Origin of the sequence: Microvirga pudoricolor (assembly GCF_016892705.1) — a bacterium.
Taxonomy (GTDB): domain Bacteria; phylum Pseudomonadota; class Alphaproteobacteria; order Rhizobiales; family Beijerinckiaceae; genus Microvirga; species Microvirga pudoricolor.
Genome location: NZ_JAFEMB010000003.1, coordinates 124,547 through 139,748, shown reverse-complemented (window position 1 = coordinate 139,748; position 15,202 = coordinate 124,547). Strand labels below are relative to the sequence as shown.

Genomic DNA, 15,202 nt, shown 5'->3' with positions numbered 1-15,202 from the left:
GCCGCCTTTCTTCACTCGGCTGGAGCGGTTGAGGGCCCCGAGGGCACGGCCTGGAGCATGCGCACCTTGACGGGCGGCTCGGACGGCGACGGAGCCGGATTCTCGGCCGATTGCGTCTGCTTGGTGGCGACCTCGAGCGACCGGACCACAGCCTCGCGCAGCGTCGTGACGTAGTAATCCGCGCCTACCACCGCCCGCAGGGCCTCATCCTTGAGGATCGCCTCCTCGGCCGGCCACAACCCGACCAGGATGGTCACGCCGGGCAGCCGCTTGCGCAGGCGGCGAAGCAGGTAGCGCAGGTGGGCGGGCGTTCCGGAGATCTCCAGATAAGAGATGCAGATCATCTGGATGCCGGTCGCGTCGAGCGCCCCGATCCCAGAGCGCGAGACCGAGGAATACGGCACCACCTGCGAGCCGAGCCCATGCTTCTGGAGAAGCTGCCCCAGCATTTCCGACGCCGCCTCGTCGAGAGGCCCGCGTCCGGCAAGGCACATCACCGCGCCGCTCGCCTTCCACTTCTCCCCGATCCGGTCGGAGGCCGACGCCTCCGGGGCCACGGCCGGCTGCTTGATGTCGGGTTTGGCGTTCTGCGGCGGCGCGACGGGCTCGTCCTTGGTCTCCTGCGGCTCCGGCTCCACATCCTCGTGGGCGCTCAGATCCGCCACGAGAGCGTCGATGACGCCTTTCACCCGGTCGAGCTGCCCGCCCGTCAGAACGCCCCGGCTGGCGTCGTTGGCGGCGAGCTGCAGGCCCGCGAGGGCGACCTCGTCGTAATAGGACGTCAGAGAGCGGTCCTTGAGAAGAAGCTCGGCGGATTCCAGGGCCTCGTCGGGATCGCCCGCCAGCATGCGCTGGTACAGGTTCTCGGCGGGTGTCAGAGCGGGCCGGTCGCCCAGGAGCACGTCCAGGAACTCCAGCCGCTCCACATGCCGTCCCAGCACCACGAGGCACAAGGTCAGGGGTGTCGCGATGAGAAGGCCGATGGGCCCCCACAGCCATGTCCAGAAGATCGCCGCCACCACCACCGAAAAGGGAGACAGGCCGGTGCTCTGCCCATAGACGAGCGGTTCGATGAGATGACCCATGATGGGCTCTGAGATCAGGAAGAGCGCCAGGGTCAGGATCAGCATGTTCCAGCCCGGATCGACCGCGGCCGCCAGGGCGGCCGGAAGGATGGCCGCGATGATGGATCCGATATACGGCACGAAGCGCATGAGCATCGTGAAGATGCCCCACAGGATCGGGCTCGGGACGCCGATGGCCCAGAGACCGACGGCGATGAAGAGGCCGAAGGATGCGTTGAGGCCGAGCTGCATCAGGAAGTAGCGGCTGAGACGCCGCGCGGCGTCGTCCATGGCGACGGTGGTGCGATGGAGATCGCTGGAGCCGAAAAGCCGGATCATCCGGTCGCGCAGATCTTCCCGCTGCAGGAGGATGAAGATCAGGACCACCAGGACGATACCCATGGTGGCCAAGGGCTTGATGGCCGGAAGCAGGATATTCTGCGCCAGTTCGAGCGGGGTGGCGTCGGGCTCGTGCACCTCGACCGGCAAGGGCGCGGGCTCGGGCGGAGCGGCCGGCGCCTGCGCGTCGGGGGTTTCGGCGGGCTTGGCGGGCTCGGTCGTGGCGCGCTCGAGCTCGTTGCCGATCCGGCGGATCATCTCGGGGATCCGTCCCAGCGCGCCGTCGTGCAGGGACGCCATCTTCTGTTTGACGGTCACCTGATAGGTGGGCAGATCCGAGGCGAGGCCCGCGAGCTGATAGCCGATGACGCTACCGAGCGATCCGAGGATGCCCATCACCACCAGCATGGAGAGGACCACCGACGGCACCCGGCCGAGATGCCAGCGGCGCAACAGCTCCATGAAGGGCGCGATGACGAAGGCGAGCAGGATCGCCAGGGTCATGGGTAGGAAGACCTCGCGGCCCACGTAGAGCGCCGTTAGGACCACCACGGCCACGGCGAGCGTCAGCAAGCCATGGATGCCCGGAAGGTTCGGAGGAGGAACCTCCGTCTGCTGCGGTTCAGGCGTGGGCGTGGGCTGAAGGGGCATCGGCGTCTCGATCAAGCGCGGCATTGGCGCTCACATCAACGTGCGGCGGTTCCGAACGATCCCCCGCGCCGATGAGTTATTTCGAGGCCTCAACCTGGGGCTTTTCGCCTCGCTTTCCCGGCCGTGGCTCCGTCGCCATATCCGGATCGGATTTCCTTCCCAGAGAGTGTCCATGACCATGTCCAGACGGGCGCTTCTGCTCGGAGCGGCCGCAATGACGGCTCCGGCGATTCAGGCGCAAGAACTCAAGCGAGACAGGATGATAGCGCTTCCACAACGCCTCAGCTTCGCTAGCGGCGGCCAGGCGATCACCGTCGAGGCTTTCGGGGCGGCCGGAGCACGGCGCCCGGCCGTGCTCATGCTCCACGGGGCCGACGGCCTGAGCAACAATCGGCAATATGTCGAGGGCGCCCGGGCCGTGGCGGCGGCGGGTTATCAGGTCTACCTGGTGCATTACCTCGACCGGACCGGCCAGCGGCGGGCCAATTTCTCGACCTTGTTCCAGAACTTCATGCCTTGGGTCGAGACCGTGCAGGATGCTCTCGCCTTCGTGGCCGGTCGGCCCGAGGTGGATCCGAGCCGCATCGGCATCGTGGGCATTTCGCTCGGCGCAGCGCTCGGCATGACGGTGGCGAGTGGCGACCGTCGGGTCCGGGCGCTGGTCGATTACTTCGGGCCCCTCCCGCAGGGCGCCATCGCGCCGGACGCGCGCCTGCCGCCGACCTTGATCCTCCATGGGGCCGTCGATCCCATCGTGCCCGTGGCCAACGCCTACGCAGTGGAAGGACTCCTGAAGCAGAGCGGCACGGCCTACGAGATTCAGGTCTATCCGGGGCAGGGCCACGGCTTCTACGGCGCCGCCCAAGCCGATGCGACCCGGCGGGTGATCGCGTTTCTGGAAAGAACCTTGGGCGCACCCCGCGCCGCCACCGGCGAAGCGCCCGTCCCGGCCGGGGGCTGAGGCCTCCTGCGCGATGACGCCTTCCGAAGGGCAAGGGCCGCCCGAGCGGAACCACGGGATGCGCGGCGGCGAAAACCGGGTCCCATTTTCCGCCCGATGCTCTAAAGTCGCCCCTCCGCAACGCCAGAATCGACGCGAGCCATGACCTCTACCGACGCGACCCAGCCGGCCAATCCGTTCTTCAAGGAATGGACCACGCCCTTTGCGATCCCGCCTTTCGAGAGCATCGCGCCGGACCATTACAGGCCCGCCTTCGACAGGGCCCTGGCCGAGCAGACGGCCGAGATCGAAGCCATCGCGGGCTCGCCGGAAGCGCCGTCCTTCGCCAACACCATCGAGGCGCTGGAGCGCAGCGGCGGGCTGATGAAGCGCGTCGGCGGCGTGTTCTTCAACCTGTCCGGCTCCCACACCAACGAGGCCATCCAGGCGGTGGAGCGCGAGATGGCGCCGATCCTCGCCAAGCACAGGTCCACCATCTTCATGAACGAGGCGTTGTTTCACCGGGTGGAGGCGCTTCACGACGCCAGGGACAGCCTGAACCTGACCCCCGAACAGGCACGCGTTCTCGAACGCTACCACACCATCTTCGTGCGCGCTGGCGCTCGCCTGAACCCCGACGACAAGGCGCGCCTCGCCGCCATCACGGAGCGCCTCGCGACGCTGGGCACGCAGTTCTCCCAGAACGTGCTGGCCGATGAGAAGTCCTACCAGCTCGTGCTCGACGGCGAAGCGGATCTCGCGGGCCTCCCGACATTCCTGATCGAGGCGGCAGCCCAGGCCGCCGAGGAGCGCGGGCTCGAACGCAAGCACGTCATCACCCTGTCCCGCTCGAGCATCGAGCCGTTCCTGCAATTCTCCACCCGCCGCGACCTGCGCGAGCAGGCCTTCAAGGCTTGGGCGGCCCGGGGCGACAGGGGGGACGCGACCGACAACAAGGCCATCATCGCCGAGATGGTCGCCCTGCGGGCCGAGCGCGCGAAGCTTTTGGGCTACGAGACCTTCGCGCAGTTCAAGCTCGACGACACCATGGCGAAGACGCCCGAAGCGGTGCGCGACCTCCTCAACGAGGTCTGGGCCCCGGCCCGCAGCCGCGCCATGGAGGAGCGGGACGACCTGCAGGCCCAGGCCCAGGCCCAGGGTGACAACATCGCCATCGCGCCCTGGGACTGGCGCTTCTACTCGGAGCAGCTGCGCCTCAAGCGGCACAGCCTCGACGAGGCGACGCTCAAGCCCTACTTCCAGCTCGACCGCATCATCGAGGCCGCTTTCGAGACCGCCCGCCGGTTGTTCGGTCTCGGATTCGAAGAACTGCAGGACGTCCCGCGCTATCATCCGGACGTGCGCGCCTGGCGCGTCAAGGACGAGGCTGGCCAACTCGTGGCGGTCTTCATCGGAGATTATTTCGCCAGACCCTCGAAGCGCAGCGGCGCCTGGATGAGCAGCTTCCGCTCGCAGGAAAAGCTCGCCGGCGATATCCGGCCCATCATCGTCAACGTGATGAATTTCTCGAAGGCCGAACCGGCCCTGCTCAGCTTCGACGACGCGCGCACGCTCTTTCACGAGTTCGGTCATGCCCTGCACGGCATGCTGTCCGACGTGACCTATCCGCTGATCGCCGGTACGAGCGTGTCCCGTGACTTCGTCGAACTTCCGTCCCAGCTCTACGAGCACTGGCTGTCGCAGCCCGACATCCTGAGGGGCTTCGCGACGCATTACAAAACCGGCGAGGCGATTCCGGACGCGCTGCTCGACAAGCTCATGGCGGCCCGCAATTTCAACCAGGGCTTCGCCACGGTGGAGTATCTGGCGTCGGCCTTCGTGGACATCGACCTGCACAGCCTGACACAGGCCGAGAATCTCGACGTCGCGGCCTTCGAGAAGGATGCGCTGGCCCGGATCGGCATGCCGGACGAGATTATCATGCGCCACCGCACGCCCCATTTCACACACGTCTTCTCGGGCGACGGCTACTCGGCGGGCTATTACAGCTACCTGTGGTCGGAGGTTCTGGACGCGGACGCGTTCAATGCTTTCGAGGAGACGGGGGACGCCTTCAGCAAGGAGGTGGCCGCGAAGTTGAAGCGGTTCATCTATGCGGCCGGCGACCTGCGCGATGCGGAGGAATCCTACACGGCCTTCAGGGGACGGCTGCCGACTCCGGAGGCTCTTCTGGCCAAACGGGGCCTCAAGGACCTGTCGGCGACACCGGCCGCGTGAGCGCGGCCGTCAGGCCTCAATAGGACTCGGCATTCGCCTCGAGCGCCTGGACGCGCTGTCGCATGAGACTGGCGCGCTCCGCGCTGCGCCTGGAGGCCTTGTGGCGCGGGATCAGGGAGAGGGCCGGCTTGGGACAGGCCTGGCTCCGCAGCACGCCCAACAGGAACGCGGCTCCCTTCGGATCCTCATTCAGGGCTTGGGCGTCGAGCACCGGCATGTCGGTCTCCCTTTTGTTGTTTGATTCCGAGACGCAACATCACGAAACCAACGGCAGATTGCCGCCAAGGTTCCCGCTACCCAGCCGCGAATCGCAGCTCGCTGACCTGCCGGGAGACGTTTCCTGGTTCCAGAATACAGGGGGAGAAATGGGCTTTATTGGGGCTGTCGGGAAACCGTTGAGGCTCCAGGCAAAGGCCGGCATGGCGTCCGTAAGCCGTTCCGCGCAAACCCGGCACGGGGATGTCGATCAGGTGCCCGTCATAGAACTGGACGCCAGGCTCGGTGGTCCAGAGCTCCATGGACAGGTTGTTGTTCAAGGATTTGAGGGTCGCGGCGTGGCCCAGGTCCACCTCGCCGCCCCGCAGCACGTAGTTGATGTCGTAGGACACGCGGGGCTGCACCAATTGGGACGCGCCGATGGGCCGCAGGCTGCGAAAGTCGTACGCCGTCCCGGCCACGCTCGTGATCTCGCCCGTCGGGATGAGGTCCGGGGCTGTCGGGGTCACGAAGTCGCCTGCGATCATCAGGTGGTGGGAGGCAATGTCCTGGCTGCCGTCGAGGTTGAAATAGCAATGATTCGTGAGGTTCACGGGGGTCGCCCGATCCGCGGTGGCCTCCAGCGAGAAGCGCAGGGTGGCGGGTTCCAGGAGCGTGTAGGTGCAGGTGGCCACGAGACGGCCCGGATAGCCCATGTCGCCGTCTCGCGAGACCAGCGCCAGGGTCACGCTTTCTTCCCTATGGTCGATCACGGACCAGACCCGCGATCCGAACCCGGCCGTGCCGCCGTGAAGCTGGTTGCGCCCCTCATTGGCGTCGACCTGGAAGGTCTCGCCGTCGATGGTGAAGCGCGCCCCGCCGATCCGGTTGGCATACCGCCCGACGATCGCCCCGAAATAGGGCGAATGGGCCACGTAATCCTCGATCGTGTCGAACCCCAGCACCACCGGCTGCGGGCCGCCGGGGGTGGGCACGACCAGGTCCCGCACCACCGCGCCCCAGGTCAGGATGCGGGCCTCGGCGCCCGATCCGTTGGCCAAGGTCACCTCGAAAACATCCGTTCCGTCCACGGAGCCGAACCGCTCGATCGTCATGCGCCTATTCCCCGAAAATGTGCGAGTGCTGGCCCCGGATGCCGGTCTCGACCGAGAAGAGGTGGCCGGCCATGGGGTCGATGGCAGGATCGTGGCCGATGCTTGCCGTGGTGATGTAGAGGGTGGTCATGTCGGGGCCGCCGAAGGCGCATTTCGTCACCTGAGCGGTAGGCACCGGCAGGATGCGCTCCACGGAGCCGTCCGGCGCGAAACGGGTGATGCGCGAACCGCCCCAGTGGCAGACCCAGACATGGCCTTCCGCATCCACCGTCATGCCGTCCGGGTGCCCCCAGCCTTCCTCGAAGCACGTGAAGCGGCTCGGTGCGCCGGGAAGCCCGTCCCCCAGCACATGGGCGTAGATCTGGCCGTTGGTGGTGTCGGTGGTGTAGAGGGTCCGCCCGTCATGGCTGGAAGCGGGACCGTTGGTGACAACCATGTTGCCGTGGAAGCGAACCAGGTCTTTTCCGTCCCAGCGCCAGAAGCATCCGGTCTCGTTCTCTTCCAGGTTGTCCATGGTGCCGAAATAGAGCCTGCCGTCCGGCCCCACATGGCCGTCGTTGAGCCGGTTGTCGGGCAGATCCGCCTCGACCTCGACCAAAGGCTGGGTCTCGCCGCCCCAGAGATGGAGCCGGGAGAGGCCGGACTGGAACCCCGCGATGACGATGTCCGGATCGGATGTCAGGGCCACGAAGCCCACGGGCTCCTTCACGTCCAGGCGGGAGTGCTTGCCGGTTTCGGGGTGGAACTGCCACACCGCCGGGTTCTTGATGTCCACCCACAGGACCGTGCCGGTGCGGTGATCCCAAAGAGCGCCCTCCCCCAGGATGCAGCCGCTGGCGACCGCCACGTGAGGAATCTGCGGGTGAACGGTCGGATGGCTCATGGGGTCTTCCTGGGATCGGGTGGCGGAGGCTGCGGCGGTAACTGGGCCGCCCGCCGTCCGGTTCAACCCGGTCGGGCTCCGGCGATCCGGGCCGCGAGCCGGACCAGGCTCAGGTCCGACCCCGCCGGACCCAGGATCGAGAAGCCGAGCGGCGCACCGAGGCGGGAGGCGAGGGGCATGGACACCTGCGGCAGGCCAGACAGGACCGAGAGGCAGAGCAGGTTGAGGGCCCGGGTCCGGTAGTCGTTCAAGGCCTCCTCGCTGTCGGTGAGAAGCGGGGCCACGTCCGGCATGGTCGGCAGGATCAGCATGCCGTCACGGCCGAGGAGCGCGGCGAGCGTGGCCCGGAACGCCTCGCGGACCCGAAGGGCATCGCGCCATTGCTCTTCCGTCACGGTGCGCGAATACTCGAAGCGATCCGCCACGCCGGGCCCCAGGGGCGGCCGGTAGCGCTCGATCATGGGCCCGTCCACGATCCAGGCCTCCCGGCTCTGGATGCGGCGGAAGGCCCAGTAGAGCGGCTCGTAATCCTCGGTGACGGTTTCCGGCGCGGCCTTGCCGAATAAGGTTTCGATGCGGGCCACGACAGGCGTGAGAACGGCTTTCACATCCCCGCCCAGCAGCCCGAACGCGTCTTCGGCCAACAGGAGCCTCGGCGTTTCCGGCAGCGGAGACGGATCGGCACCGAGCAGCACCTCGCCGACCCGAACGAATGTCCCACCGTCGCGGGTGAAGAAGCCGCCCGTGTCGAAGGAGGGCGCGAGGTCGTGGCAGGCCTCCAGGCTCACCCGGCCATGGGTGGGGCGGAGGCCGAACAGGCCGCAATGGCTCGCGGGACCGCGCACCGACCCGCCCGTATCCGTGCCGAGCGCGAAATCGCATAAGCCGTTCGACACGGCCGACGCCGAACCCGACGAGGAGCCTCCGGGAATGCGATCCGGCGCGCCGCCGTTCACCGGCGTGCCGAAATGGGCGTTCTTGCCCGAGAGCGAAAAGGCGAGCTCGTCCGTGATGGTCTTGCCCACCAGCCGGGCGCCCGCATCGAGCAGGCGCTGCAGGGTGGGAGCCGTGCGGGTCTTGATGCCCGACATCGCGAGCCTATGCGGCGAGCCTGCGCCTGTCGGATAGCCCGCCACGTCGAACAGGTCCTTGGCCGCGAAGGTGAGACCTTTCAGGGGGCCGTCCGGGGCATTCGCGACGGGAACCGCCGGGTATGGCATGAAGGCGCGGGCGGGATCGGCATCGAGAAGCATGGGGGCACCGTTTTGGACAGCAACGCACCTTCTCATTCCGTCCGACGCCGCCGCAAGGGCACAAACTTGGCTGTGCGCAGGATTCGGTCTTTCGAAACGGGACTTTTGGCCTTACATGCTCCCTGACGACCCGGGAAGGATGCACGTCCGATGGCGAAGGCTTCGATGTTCCGCTGGCTCACCCTCGGCCTAGTGCTGGGGCTATCCGCCCCTCTGGCCGCTCCTGGCGCACTGGCGCAGCAGCCCCCGATCAAGATCGGCGAGTCCAACTCTTATGCCCGCCAGGCCGCCTTCACGGTGCCCTACCGCAACGGATGGCAGCTCGCCCTGGACGAGATCAACGCCAAAGGCGGGGTTCTGGGCCGGAAGCTCGAGGTCGTCTCCCGCGAGGACGGCGCCACCACGGGCGACGCCACACGGGTGGCGGAGGAGCTCGTCTCCCGCGAGGGCGTGACGCTGCTGTTCGGGTCGTTCCTGTCCAACGTGGGCGTGGCGATGGCTGACTTCGCCAACCAGAAGAAGATCGTCTACATCGCGGCCGAGCCCCTGACGGACGCCATCACCATGGCGCAGGGCAACCGCTACACCTTCCGGGTCCGGCCCAACAACACGATGCAGGTCGGCATGCTCATGGAGCAGGCCAAGGCCTCGGGCGCCAAGCGCTGGGCCATCGTGGCGCCGAACTACGAGTTCGGCCAGTCGGCCGCGGGCGCTTTCAAGCGGCTTTTGAAAGAGCAAATTCCCGACGCCGAGATCGTGGCGGAGCAGTATCCGGCGCTGGGCAAGATCGAGGCCGGCCCCACGGTCTCGGCCCTCGACCAAGCCAAGCCCGACGGCATCTTCAACGTGCTCTTCGGCCCCGACCTGATCCAGTTCGTGCGCGAGGGCAACACGCGGGGCCTGTTCGAGGACAAGACCGTCCTGTCGCTTCTCACCGGCGAGCCCGAATGGCTCCTGCCCCTGAAGGACGAGGTTCCGGAGGGCTGGATCGTCACCGGATACCCTTGGGACGAGATCACGGACCCGAAGCACAAGGCCTTCATCGAGGCCTATCGGACGAAGTTCAACGAGACCCCGCGCCTTGGTTCGCTGCTTGGTTACACGGTCATGCACATGATCCGCGACACCATCGAGCGGGCGGGCTCCACCGATACGGATGCGCTGATCAAGGCCCTGGAGAATGCCCGGTTCGACACGGTGGCGGGCCCCGTCACCATGCGGGGCATCGACCACCAATCCTCCATGGGGGCCTGGGTCGGCAAGCTGAAGCAGAAGGGCGCTACCGGCGGCATGACCGACTGGTCCTACAAGGACGGCACGGCCTACATGCCGTCCGAGGCCGACGTGAAGGCGGTTCGCAAGGAGTGAGCGGTTGAGGAACCGCGCCGGATTCACCCTCCCCTTGAGGGGGAGGGTCGGGGCGCGCAGCGCACCGGGGTGGGGTGGAAACATCAACGTTTTTCAAGTGAGCGCGCCATCGGACATCCCCTCCCCCTTGTGGGGAGGGCCAGGGTGGGGGTGTGAGCGCCACGTCGAACCAACGGTGCGCCAACACCCCCACCTCCAACTCCTCCCCACAAGGGGGAGGAGAGCATCGCGAACGCATCCCTCTCCAGCTTCAAGGGGAGAGTAACAACCCGTGGACCCCTCCTTCCTGGCCGTGCAGGCGCTGAGCGGCTTTGCCAGCGCGTCGTCGCTCTTCATCACCGCCTGTGGCCTGACCCTCGTGTTCGGCGTCACCCGGATCGTGAACTTCGCCCACGGCTCGCTCTACATGATCGGAGCCTATACGGGAGCCACGCTGGTCCCACGCCTGCTCGAATGGTCCTACGGCCCGGTGCCATTCTGGGCCGGCATCCTGGCCTCCGCCGTGATCGTCGGCCTCATCGGAATCCTCATCGAGGTGCTGCTCCTGCGCCGCATTTACGGCGCGCCGGAACTGTTCCAGCTTCTCGCCACCTTCGGGGTCGTGCTCGTGGTGCAGGACCTCGTGGTGCACGTGTTCGGGCCTCAGGACATCCTGGGGCCCCGCGCGCCGGGCCTGCGCGCGCCGGTCGAGATCCTGGGGCGGCGTTTTCCGTCCTATGAGCTCGTGCTGATCGCGGCCGGGCCCGTGGTGCTCGGTCTCGTCTGGCTGCTCCTGCGGAAAACCCGCTTCGGCGTGCTCGTGCGCGCCGCGACCCAGGACCGGGAGATGGTCTCGGCGCTCGGCGTGAACCAGGCGCTTCTCTTCACCGGAACCCTCTTCCTCGGCGCCTTCCTGGCAGGCCTCGGCGGAGCCCTGCAGGTGCCGCGCGTCGCCGCCAATACGGGCATGGACCTGTCGGTCATCGCGGAATGTTTCGTGGTGACGGTGGTGGGCGGCATGGGCAGCGTGCCGGGCGCGTTCCTGGCCGCCCTGGTGATCGGCCAGCTCCAGGCCTTCGGCATCCTGATCTTTCCCAAGAGCACCCTCGTGGTGGTGTTCCTGCTCATGGCCGCCGTCCTGGTCGTGCGCCCTTACGGCTTCTTCGGGCGGCCCGAGATCATCGGGGGCGGCCATGCGGTCGGGATCGTCAGCCGCGCGCCCTCGCGGGCCACGCTGCCCCTCACCGTCGCGCTGATGATCCTTCTCGCCGCCCTGCCCCTCGTGGCCGACGCCTACCTCCTGAAGGTCGCCATCGAGATCCTGGTTTTCGGACTCTTCGCCTTCAGCCTCCAGCTCCTGATCGGTGTCGGCGGGCTCGTAAGCTTCGGCCACGCGGCCTTCTTCGGCCTCGGCGCCTACGGGGCGGCGCTGGCCGTCAAGTGGTTCGGCGCTCCCATGGAGGCCGCCCTGCCCCTCGGCCTCGTCCTGGCGGCCCTCGGCGCGGCGCTCATCGGCGCCTTCGTGGTGCGGCTGTCAGGCATCTACCTCGCCATGCTGACCCTCGCGGCGGCCCAGATCCTCTACGCGGTCGCGTTCCAATGGGTGGACGTGACCGGCGGCGACAACGGCATCGTGGGCGTCTGGCCTTCTCCTTGGGCGAACGAGCGCACGGTCTATTACCTCGTGACCCTTGTCCTTACGGCAGGAGCCGCCCTCGCCCTCATGCGTATCATCGATGCGCCCTTCGGCTATTCCCTGCGCGCCATGCGCGACTCCGAGGCCCGGGCCGAGGCCATCGGCCTCCACATCCGCCGCCATCGCTGGCTCGCCTTCACGCTGGCGGGTGCGGCAGCGGGGCTGACGGGCGGGCTCTATGCGTTCTCGCGCGGATCGGTGGACCCGACCCTGCTCGGCATCCCCACCTCTGTCGATGCGCTCACCATGCTGTTGCTGGGCGGGATCCAGACGATCACCGGGCCGCTCGTGGGCGCGGGCGTGCTGCATGCCCTGCGCGACCAGATCATGCCGCTCACCGATTACTGGCGGCTGCTGCTGGGTCTCGCCATCATCGCCATGGTGCTGATTTTTCCACGCGGTCTGGTCGGAACCGTGCAGCATTGGCGTGAGGTGCGGGCATGAGCCTCCTGGACGTCCAGGGCCTGGGCAAATCCTTCGGCGGCGTCGTGGCGGCCCGGAACGTGCGCTTCGGCCTGGACCGGGGCGAGATGCTGGCCCTCATCGGGCCGAACGGGGCGGGCAAATCCACCGTCTTCAACATGATCGGCGGCCAGCTTCCGCCCGATGGCGGCACGGTGTCCCTGGATGGGGCCGACATCACGCGCCTGCCCCCCCGCGAGCGCTTCCGGCGCGGCATCGGGCGCACGTTCCAGGTGGCGCAGGCCTTCCTGTCCATGAGCGTGGCCGAAAACGTCCAGATGGCCCTCATCAGCCATCACGGCGAGAGCCGCGCGCTCTGGGGCCCGGCCCGGACCCGCCACCGCGACGAGGCGTTAAGCCTTCTCGAACGGGTCGGCCTGGCGGAGGCGGCGGACAGGCCCTGTGCGGCACTGGCCTATGGGGACGTGAAGCGGGTCGAGCTCGCGGTGGCGCTGGCGGGCGCCCCGAAGCTCCTCCTCATGGACGAGCCCACCGCCGGGATGGCGCCCCGGGAGCGGGCCGCCCTGATGGACCTGACCGCCGAGATTGCCGCGCGGGACCGGATCGGCGTGCTGTTCACGGAGCACGACATGGATGTGGTCTTTGGCCATGCGGATCGCGTCCTGGTGCTGGTGCGGGGCGAGATCGTCGCCGAGGGCACCGCGGACGCCATCCGCGAGAACCCACGGGTGCGGGAGGCCTATCTCGGCGACGCCCATGCCTTGGCGGCGCCTGGGGGAGCGCGCCCATGACGGTTCTGCTCGACGTCCAGGGCCTGTCGGCCTTCTATGGCCGGGCCCAGGTGCTGTTCGGCCTGTCGTTCCATCTGAACGCCGGAGAGGTGGTGGCTCTGGTCGGCCGCAACGGGGCGGGCAAGACCACGACGCTCAAGGCGATCATGGGCCTCGTCGAGGCTCGGTCGGAGCGCCTGAGCTACAAGGGCGGCTCCATCGCGGGATGGCCCGCCTATCGTGTCGCCCGGCAGGGCCTGGGCTATGTGCCCGAGGATCGGCGCATCTTCACGGACCTGACCGTGGAGGAGAACCTGGAGGTCGGCCGCCAGGCCCCGCGCGGCGGCCACCAGGCCTGGACGCCCGAGCGCCTGTTCGGGCTCTTTCCCAACCTCGCGGAGATGCGGGGCCGGCGGGGCAACCAGATGTCGGGCGGCGAGCAGCAGATGCTCTCCATCGCCCGCACCCTCATGGGCAACCCGGACGCGATCCTGCTCGACGAGCCCTCGGAGGGCATCGCGCCCGTGATCGTCCAGACCCTGGCGGAGGCCATCCGCACCATGAAACAGGAGGGCGTGGCGGTTCTGCTGTCGGAGCAGAACTGGGCTTTCGCGGCCGGGATCGCCGACCGGGCCTGCGTGATCGAACGCGGCGAGATGCGTTTTCAGGGACCCATGGCGGATTTTCTGGCCGATGACGCCTTGCGGGCCGAAACCCTCGGCGTTTAGGCCGCTCCCGGCCCGGATTGACGGATCGCGCCCGAGGCCCGATATGCAGGCCTTCACGCGTGGCCCTCAAGGGCCCCTCCCACCTTCAGCTCTTCAGGAATTTTTGTCTTCATGGGCGTCATCCATGTGATCGATCGTGCCGGCGAGCGCCATACCCTCGAGGCCCTGGAGGGCTGGCGCGTCATGGAGATCATCCGCGATTGGGGCTTGCCCATCGAGGGCCTGTGCGGCGGCGCCTGCGAATGCGCGACCTGCCACGTCTTCGTGTCCGAGGAATGGCTCGACAAACTCCATCCGGCCACCGACGAGGAAGAAGACCAGCTCGACACGGTGATGACCCGCCCCAATTCCCGCCTCTCCTGCCAGATCCTCTGGAATCCCGACCTCGACGGCCTGGAGGTCACCCTCGCGCCGGCGGTGGGCTGATCCTCGCATCGACGCATTGCAAAAACCGGGCAGGCATGCTTTTCCGATGCCGTCCCGAAGGAGCCCGTTCATGACCGATCATATCGAAACCGACGTCGTCATCATCGGCGCGGGGCCTGTGGGCCTCTTCGCCGTGTTCGAACTCGGGCTCCTCGACATCAAATGCCATCTCATCGACATCCTGCCGAAAGCGGGCGGCCAATGCGCCGAGCTTTACCCGGAAAAGCCCATCTACGACATTCCGGGCTTTCCCATGGTGACGGGCCAGGGCCTCGTGGACAACCTGATGTCGCAGATCGAGCCCTTCCACCCCACCTTCCACCTCAACGAGATGGTGGAGAGCGTGGAATCCATCGGCACGCCCGAGGCGCCGCTCTTCCGCGTCAAGACCTCCGAGAACGGCACGACCTTCACCTGCAAGGCGCTGATCATCGCGGCGGGCGGCGGCTCGTTCCAACCCAAGAAGCCGCCGATCGAGAATATCGAGGCCTATGAGGGCACGGGCGTGTTCTACGCCGTGCGCCGCATGGAGATGTTCCGGAACAAGAAGGTGCTCATCGTCGGCGGCGGCGATTCCGCCCTCGACTGGACCGTGAACCTCCAGCCCATCGCCAAGCGCCTCACGCTCCTGCACCGCCGTGACGCCTTCCGGGCCGCGCCCCATACGGTGGAGAAGATGCGCTCGCTCGTGGCCTCGGGCGATATGGACCTGCATCTGGGCCAGGTGTCCCACCTCAAGGGCGAGGCGCCGGTGCTCGATGGCGTGACGATCAAGAAGGACGACGGCTCGACCTTCGAGGTCGAGTGCGACGTGATCCTGCCGTTCTTCGGCCTGACCATGAAGGTCGGACCCATCGCCGAGTGGGGCCTGAACCTGCACGAGAACCTGATCCCGGTCGATACGGAGAAGTTCGAGACCAACGTGCCGGGCATCTTCGCCATCGGCGACATCAACACCTATCCGGGCAAGCTGAAGCTGATCCTCTCGGGCTTCCACGAGGGTGCGCTCGCGGCCCAGAAAGTGCACCGCTACGTCTATCCGGACAAGCGGCTGCTGTTCCAATACACCACGTCCTCGACGAGCCTGCAGAAGAAGCTCGGCGTTGCCGCCTGAGACAGGATCCAAGATCATCG

The 15,202-nt window shown here is 67.3% G+C and carries 13 protein-coding genes; 8 read left to right on the top strand and 5 right to left on the bottom strand.

Annotation, left to right across the window (positions count from 1 at the left end; all coding sequences use genetic code 11):
* Positions 1-11: 11 nt before the first annotated feature.
* Positions 12-2,054: an AI-2E family transporter gene (locus ILT42_RS12355; protein ID WP_204215917.1), complete on the bottom strand. Its 2,043-nt coding sequence runs from the start codon at positions 2,052-2,054 to the stop codon at positions 12-14.
* Between the two features lie 172 nt (positions 2,055-2,226).
* Here ILT42_RS12355 and ILT42_RS12350 point away from each other — a divergent pair, with 172 nt between their 5' ends.
* Both ILT42_RS12350 and ILT42_RS12345 read left to right on the top strand, forming a co-directional pair.
* Positions 2,227-3,015 carry a dienelactone hydrolase family protein gene (locus ILT42_RS12350; protein ID WP_204215916.1) on the top strand — a complete coding sequence of 263 codons (789 nt, stop codon included), beginning with the start codon at positions 2,227-2,229 and terminating at the stop codon, positions 3,013-3,015.
* 141 nt (positions 3,016-3,156) lie between these two features.
* Entirely contained in the window at positions 3,157-5,232 is a 2,076-nt protein-coding gene (locus tag ILT42_RS12345; protein ID WP_204215915.1) for a M3 family metallopeptidase, read from the top strand.
* A 16-nt stretch (positions 5,233-5,248) separates the two neighbouring features.
* Here ILT42_RS12345 and ILT42_RS12340 read toward each other — a convergent pair whose 3' ends face one another.
* The 4 genes from ILT42_RS12340 to ILT42_RS12325 form a co-directional block, all read right to left on the bottom strand.
* Positions 5,249-5,449, bottom strand: a complete 201-nt coding sequence (locus ILT42_RS12340) for a hypothetical protein (RefSeq protein WP_204215914.1) — start codon at positions 5,447-5,449, stop codon at positions 5,249-5,251.
* A 76-nt stretch (positions 5,450-5,525) separates the two neighbouring features.
* Entirely contained in the window at positions 5,526-6,542 is a 1,017-nt protein-coding gene (locus ILT42_RS12335) for an aldose epimerase family protein (protein ID WP_204215913.1), read from the bottom strand.
* A gap of 4 nt (positions 6,543-6,546) precedes the next feature.
* Complete coding sequence (locus tag ILT42_RS12330) at positions 6,547-7,425, bottom strand: SMP-30/gluconolactonase/LRE family protein (protein ID WP_204215912.1); 879 nt, start codon at positions 7,423-7,425, stop codon at positions 6,547-6,549.
* A 62-nt stretch (positions 7,426-7,487) separates the two neighbouring features.
* Positions 7,488-8,678 carry an amidase gene (locus ILT42_RS12325; RefSeq protein WP_204215911.1) on the bottom strand — a complete coding sequence of 397 codons (1,191 nt, stop codon included), beginning with the start codon at positions 8,676-8,678 and terminating at the stop codon, positions 7,488-7,490.
* A gap of 150 nt (positions 8,679-8,828) precedes the next feature.
* On the opposite strand from ILT42_RS12325, the gene ILT42_RS12320 reads away from it, so the two are divergent.
* The 6 genes from ILT42_RS12320 to ILT42_RS12295 all read left to right on the top strand — a co-directional run bounded on the left by ILT42_RS12320 (position 8,829) and on the right by ILT42_RS12295 (position 15,182).
* On the top strand, positions 8,829-10,046 hold the full coding sequence (locus tag ILT42_RS12320) for an ABC transporter substrate-binding protein (RefSeq protein WP_204215910.1): 1,218 nt from the start codon (positions 8,829-8,831) through the stop codon (positions 10,044-10,046).
* Positions 10,047-10,317: 271 nt separating this feature from the next.
* Complete coding sequence (locus ILT42_RS12315) at positions 10,318-12,165, top strand: ABC transporter permease (protein WP_204215909.1); 1,848 nt, start codon at positions 10,318-10,320, stop codon at positions 12,163-12,165.
* Positions 12,162-12,935, top strand: coding sequence for an ABC transporter ATP-binding protein (locus ILT42_RS12310; protein ID WP_204215908.1), 774 nt, complete (start codon positions 12,162-12,164; stop codon positions 12,933-12,935). The genes ILT42_RS12315 and ILT42_RS12310 overlap by 4 nt, the downstream gene beginning before the upstream one ends.
* Positions 12,932-13,642 carry an ABC transporter ATP-binding protein gene (locus tag ILT42_RS12305; RefSeq protein WP_204215907.1) on the top strand — a complete coding sequence of 237 codons (711 nt, stop codon included), beginning with the start codon at positions 12,932-12,934 and terminating at the stop codon, positions 13,640-13,642. Before ILT42_RS12310 ends, ILT42_RS12305 begins: the two co-directional genes overlap by 4 nt.
* A 111-nt stretch (positions 13,643-13,753) precedes the next feature.
* A complete protein-coding gene (locus ILT42_RS12300) occupies positions 13,754-14,068 on the top strand; it encodes a 2Fe-2S iron-sulfur cluster-binding protein (RefSeq protein ID WP_204215906.1) in 315 nt (104 codons plus the stop codon).
* A 70-nt stretch (positions 14,069-14,138) separates the two neighbouring features.
* Positions 14,139-15,182 carry an NAD(P)/FAD-dependent oxidoreductase gene (locus tag ILT42_RS12295; protein WP_204215905.1) on the top strand — a complete coding sequence of 348 codons (1,044 nt, stop codon included), beginning with the start codon at positions 14,139-14,141 and terminating at the stop codon, positions 15,180-15,182.
* Positions 15,183-15,202 lie beyond the last annotated feature (20 nt).